The sequence below is a fragment of the Vibrio sp. 03-59-1 genome, from assembly GCF_013114135.1.
Classification (GTDB): domain Bacteria; phylum Pseudomonadota; class Gammaproteobacteria; order Enterobacterales; family Vibrionaceae; genus Vibrio; species Vibrio cortegadensis.
Map to the genome: position 1 here is coordinate 1 of NZ_VTYA01000041.1, position 5,768 is coordinate 5,768.

Annotated in this window: 8 protein-coding genes and 1 pseudogene; 2 read left to right on the forward strand and 7 right to left on the reverse strand. The window is 38.0% G+C overall.

What is annotated here, in order from left to right:
* Window positions 1–126 precede the first annotated feature (126 nt).
* The 7 genes and pseudogenes from F0249_RS19535 to F0249_RS19565 form a co-directional block, all read right to left on the reverse strand.
* Window positions 127–1,560 carry a zonular occludens toxin domain-containing protein gene (locus F0249_RS19535; protein ID WP_171757581.1) on the reverse strand — a complete coding sequence of 478 codons (1,434 nt, stop codon included), beginning with the start codon at window positions 1,558–1,560 and terminating at the stop codon, window positions 127–129.
* 1 nt (window position 1,561) lies between these two features.
* On the reverse strand, window positions 1,562–1,906 hold the full coding sequence (locus tag F0249_RS19540; protein ID WP_171757582.1) for a hypothetical protein: 345 nt from the start codon (window positions 1,904–1,906) through the stop codon (window positions 1,562–1,564).
* A gap of 8 nt (window positions 1,907–1,914) precedes the next feature.
* Window positions 1,915–3,039, reverse strand: coding sequence for a hypothetical protein (locus F0249_RS19545; protein ID WP_171757583.1), 1,125 nt, complete (start codon window positions 3,037–3,039; stop codon window positions 1,915–1,917).
* 125 nt (window positions 3,040–3,164) lie between these two features.
* Complete coding sequence (locus F0249_RS19550; RefSeq protein ID WP_171757584.1) at window positions 3,165–3,401, reverse strand: hypothetical protein; 237 nt, start codon at window positions 3,399–3,401, stop codon at window positions 3,165–3,167.
* A gap of 8 nt (window positions 3,402–3,409) precedes the next feature.
* Window positions 3,410–3,631: a transcriptional regulator gene (locus F0249_RS19555; protein WP_253825355.1), complete on the reverse strand. Its 222-nt coding sequence runs from the start codon at window positions 3,629–3,631 to the stop codon at window positions 3,410–3,412.
* Window positions 3,632–3,697: 66 nt separating this feature from the next.
* Window positions 3,698–3,913, reverse strand: a complete 216-nt coding sequence (locus tag F0249_RS19560; RefSeq protein WP_367613447.1) for a single-stranded DNA-binding protein — start codon at window positions 3,911–3,913, stop codon at window positions 3,698–3,700.
* Window positions 3,914–3,921: 8 nt separating this feature from the next.
* A pseudogene (locus tag F0249_RS19565) lies at window positions 3,922–5,037 on the reverse strand (phage/plasmid replication protein, II/X family); the annotation flags it as partial.
* A 129-nt stretch (window positions 5,038–5,166) separates the two neighbouring features.
* Here F0249_RS19565 and F0249_RS19570 point away from each other — a divergent pair.
* A complete protein-coding gene (locus F0249_RS19570) occupies window positions 5,167–5,331 on the forward strand; it encodes a hypothetical protein (protein ID WP_171757587.1) in 165 nt (54 codons plus the stop codon).
* 192 nt (window positions 5,332–5,523) lie between these two features.
* A complete protein-coding gene (locus tag F0249_RS19575) occupies window positions 5,524–5,673 on the forward strand; it encodes a hypothetical protein (RefSeq protein WP_253825356.1) in 150 nt (49 codons plus the stop codon).
* Window positions 5,674–5,768: the final 95 nt, after the last annotated feature.

A 5,768-nucleotide genomic window follows, 5' to 3' on the forward strand; every position in this document is an offset into this window, starting at 1 on the left:
ATAATACGCACTAAGAGCGTTTGGTAATATCAGCAGCAAGCCACGACCAAAACATTAACCAGAAACCATAAACAACAACACCTACAAACAAATGCCACCACTCAAAAACATAAATTTCCATACCAATCACCCGTTAGGCAAATCAAAAATATTCACATCTTCCCTTACGTCGGTCAGCTGCGAATCCTTAGCATTAAAATCAGGTACAAAATCACTCTGGTTTGGTGGACACGTTAAGAACCTGGCAACATTCACAGAAGAAACCTGAATCAAACAATCATCTATCAACTCGAAGCGGTAACCATAACGAAGTAAAACCTCAGAACGAACATAAAACGTATCAGCCCCTTTATCGATACGAAAAACATATTCGAATAATGGATTTAACCCCAAGTGCTTACGATAACGAATATCAACAGACGTTAAATAAACAGCATTAGAACCATTGAAGATAGAAAACTTTTCATAGAATGGATTTACATCATCAACAACAAGATCACCTTGGAGATTAACTTGAGAATTATGAGAGCTAGAACCCAACCCATCAGAACCCGCCCTATTTTCTTGAATATTGCTTTGAGGTACTGAAGAACCAGGCGGAACAGAAACATTACTTTGCGTAGAACTGGATGAAGCCTCAACAACGTTTTGAGCTTGACCCACATCAGAATCAGATAATACATAAGCTAAATCCCAGAAGAATTTTCCAATAGCAAGAAAGCCAACAAGAATCACTAAAATAAATTTAGGTGATTTGAGAATCGATATATCAGACTTAGTTTCATTAAAGCCCCCCGTCCCCGTTGACTTATAAAGCGCAAAAACATCAACAGGAATCTTTTTAGAACTGCAACTAGCAAAATCACTTTTAGAACTAGGAGCGGTTTTTGTAGATTTCGGAGGATGATTGAAAATGCGCGGTCTACGTTTACGAAAAAAAGTATCAGTTGAGCGATGTGAATAAGCCTCACCCGCACAACCACGAAGCCAAGTAGGGATAGAAGTATAATCAGGAGTTAATAAAACAATATCCCACTGATATTTTCTATGACGCATAAAAGCACCATAGAAATTGTCAGGATATAACAATCTATTATTATCATCTAATTGAGTACGCTCACAATCATCAGTATCACCATCTTCAAATGAATTCGGGTCTACAGGCAACCAACGAGAGTAAAATAACTCTGAAAAATCAGGAGGCAATAAATCAATAAAATCTGATAAAGGACGCGCTAAAAACTTCTCACGTTTAAAACCAACCTCTGGACAATATAAATCCTGACATTCATCAATTGCAACAAAAGCACCAATAGGCATCCAACTAAACCAATTTTGCCAAAGCTCAATTCCCTCCCTTGAACGTGTAAATATACGAATCAAACGAGCACTATCAGGAAATTTTTCACCAATCAATTTTTCAATAGATTCTTTAGGCTTAATACCCTCGATATTAGTTACAACGACACGACCCTCACGAAGTGCGGGTAATATTTCAAACCAAGTTAAATAAGCAGTTTTATAAGCACCATTTGAACCATGACGAAACGAAACAGCCATATCACCACCCCATCATTCTAAGTACAAAAGCAGTTGTAAAAGCATCAATAATAATCCTAACCGCATCAACAACACCAAAGCGATAAGCAGCAAAGCGCAAATCAGACGGCAATGCATTAAAAGCAGCATTTAAAACCGTGTAAACCTCATAATCCTGTAAAACCAAAACAGCAACAGAATAAGCAAGCTCTATCATTTGAATTTTAAATGAAATATAAAACTTAATAGCCCAAAACCAAGCATATGAAAAAGTTTCAAGTATTAGGTTTGGAATTGTAGAAAAGAAATCAGAAATAGAACCAAAAACATTTGCGATATATTGCAAAGCACTATAAATAAACTCCATAAATCCCCCTAAGACTTACCGCGACCAGATGATAAAATAATAAGTGCAGCACTCAACGATGCAATAAATAAAATCACTGTTTTAATTGAAATAACATTATCACCAAGTGAATTAAATAAATTGAATTTCACATTAACATCACCCGAAGCATGATGAAGAGTAAAAGCACGACCCTCATATGTACCATTCTGGAAATTCATCTGACCATTATTGATTGGGGATGTGGATATAACCTCCTTTAATTCATCCTCAAGCACGGCTATTTCAGTCATTAAACCCTCAATAGATTCACCTAAAATTGTACCCTCAGAATAACCCAAACCCTCACCTGGATTAATAAAGTTACCACCATCACCACCATCACCACCATCACCGCCATCACCACCATCGCCTGGATTGGAACCATCACCACCATCGCCACCATCGCCTGGATTGGAACCATCACCACCATCACCTGGATTTGGCGGAACTATTATTGAACCATCATCACCACCATCGCCTGGATTGGAACCATCACCACCATCACCACCATCGCCTGGATTGGAACCATCACCACCATCGCCACCATCGCCTGGATTAGAACCATCACCACCATCACCACCATCGCCTGGATTGGAACCATCACTACCATCCGAACTGTCCCCATCTTGACAAACATTACCTGTAAAAGTGTAAAGCCCGGCGGGTCTGGGGTCATCGGGTGTAGACTCAGACCAAAACGCAGGATTTTCCATAGCAGCCTGACAATCATTAAGACATACAGAAGAAACTTTTGAAGTCCCAACAGGAAAATAGATCAAATCAGTCCGCTCACCTTGGAATTTCTTGCAAGGAGTAACACAAACACCATCTTCTAATGACGTACCAGACGGGCAAGAATCTAATTTTTGACGAGTTAAAGTAAAGGCAACTTTGTACTTGCCAGCCAACAAAGACGCAGGAGAACCACCCCAATAATGACCTGAGCTAATTGGATAAGTAGATGTATCAACATAGTCACCAACAGATACACGCGGAGATTGTAAAAAGTTCTCATCTGAACCTACATAACCAACTTTAGATAAAGTGGCTAAAGCACTAAACGAAACGCTGAAAAGTAACAGGAACGCGGCAATGCTTTGTTTAATACTCATAAAATTTACCCATAAAAAAAAGGAGCCGAAGCCCCTTTAAATTAATTATCCAGAGATGACCCCTGTATAAACTCCGAAAATAAAGGAGCCACACATTAATGACCCAAAGATAATAGTTATTGCCATTACTTACGAAGCCAAGCGACAACCATACCAAGACCAAGACCAAGACCAAAACCAAGAGCAGCGATGCCGATAACACCAGAAGTGGTTAAACTAACCATAGATTTACCAGCATCAACAGCCGCAGTAATAGCAGTTTCATTAGCTGATGCATCAGCAAAAGCAGAACCAGACGCAGTTACCAAAACAGAAGCAGCAAGAAGTTTGTTATTTAAGATGTTGCGAGTATTTTTAAACATAATATTTCCTATTTTTTACCAAGATATTTAATTACACGACCAAGAACATGACCACCAATAAAAGTTAAAAGAGACTGTTTTACAACATACTCATATAACACTGGGTCAAAATCCAACAATGACCAATCAAATTGACCATCAACTAACTGCGTAACCTGTTCAGTAGACATCAAAATATATTCACAACTATCACCAACTGACTGCTGTAAAACACCGAATAACAACCGCAAAATAAACAGCCTCAATAAGTTGATCTAAATCTTCAGCTGTAATTTGATAAACGATAGTTTCCATAATTAAGCACTTACAGGAATTAGAAACATTTCACGACCAACCTCAATATCGCCGTGCATCCCAACGACCAAAGAATTTACAGACAAATGATATTTACCAGCAGGCCAAACAGGTTGACCTTCAGACATTTTGATTTTGAACTCGATAGGGAATTTACCACCAGTATGAGCATAACCAATTTGAGTAATCATTTTCCAAGGCTTACCCTTAACAGTCACACCCTCTAACCAACAGCAAGTAACTCATTTAATTGACGATAAAAAGTTGCAGGTGAAGAAAAGGTTTCTTTTACTGCCTCATAACCATCAGAAACCAAAGAACGATAGAAACGAAAAACCCTATCAGCTTTAGCAAAAGAAACATTTCCTTTAGGAGTAGTTCTGAAATAAGTTTTTTTAAGATTGTTATGGACTTCATCGTCATTAAAAATATTCATTCTTTGTCCCTCCAAAGCTTGAAATAGTGGTGCAAATGCTTTTAACCAAATGTCTTGTATTAGTGATTTTCCGTCTTTTTCATATTCGTATTGATATTTAATTGCGTGATATAAATTTTTAGGTATTCCCATCGCATCAAGATAGCGACGATGCGCGCCAGCTTCAAAACGAGCAAGATTGCGAGCAAAATTAATTAATTGTGGATTAGACATAACATCAATAACACGGTCGAATTCAGTAACACCAGAAGATTGAAGAGCACGAAGCTTTGAAAGTTGATGGTTAAATTCTGGATACTTCAAATAAACTTTTCGGTCACAGTGACGGGAGCCTTGAGTAAAATAACAAGTTGTTTCATGCTCATTTCGAACGCTTTTACGCATCTGATTATTAGAGACATTTTTCAAACAAGAGATCACTTGTTTAGCTTGAAGATCGTTTTTTACACGCGCTGAATATGTGGCATCGATAGCATCAAGTGTCGCGTTGGAAGTATCAAGCATGTCAAAAACAGAGGGATAAGTTTCATTTAAAGCAGCAAGCATTTCATCAGCACCAAGGGCAATAGATGTTGAACCAAAAACATTATGACCTTGAATAATTTTTGCTGGAGAACATTTCAGCTCGATACACGGAGAGCGCCAAATAGTACCCTGAAAAATCTTGCAAGCCATGCCAGTGAAGTGAGTTGGTAAAGACTCGTATGGATGACGTAAATCAGAAACCTCATAACGATTATCAAGTGCATCACCTTTGTAATGAACCGATTTAGCCTCCAAACCAATACCACGACGAGAACATTCAATGATGTCCACATACTCAATACACTCACCTGTCTTTGAAACGCGAGTATTAGTAACAAACTCACGCTTAAACGGCACAGAAATTTTAAGTTTATCTATCATGGTAACTTTGTCACATGTGATTTATATGCAACCCTTATACATTGTCACATGTGACATTGCAAGAAGTGATACAAATAACATTGTTACTTAACTACAATGTTGCTACGTCACCCACAAAAAGGTAAAGACATGCCGACGCTAAGATTAGATGACAACCGCTGGAGAGAGCTCGAAAAGAAAGCTGTAGAAATCACAATAAAAAAAACAAAACCAGTATCAGTACCAGAGGTTTTAAAAGCCCTTATTGATAAAAGCCTCAAAGACTTAAAAGAAGAAGATGTGAAATTAAAATGAGTTGGTTTTTCTCAATATGAGACAAGAGTACACTATTAAAGATAGTGTACTCTCCGATTCCTCCTCAACGTCCTTGCTCAGTCTTCGCCGTCCTTTTTCGTCGTCAAACGTCGAGTTTTTGAGGTAATCAAACAAAATATTTCAACACCAAAGTGCACAATTAAAATCAAAGGATACAAAGAGAAAAGCGACATGAAAATCTATTCAGTACAAGCAATGAAAGGATCATCTTCTGACTGTGAAAAGATCTTAAAAGCAGTGATGAAAGTCAATACATTCCCACTACCGAGTGATGAAAGCACCTCAGATAAACTAATTGAAACAACGCTTTACATAGAGTGAGCCTTAATTCGTATTATGCAATTTATGTTACGGGTTAACTTCTAAAAACGATTCTCACGATGAGCATCTAAAGAGCCAGCAAGCTGACTCCCAGA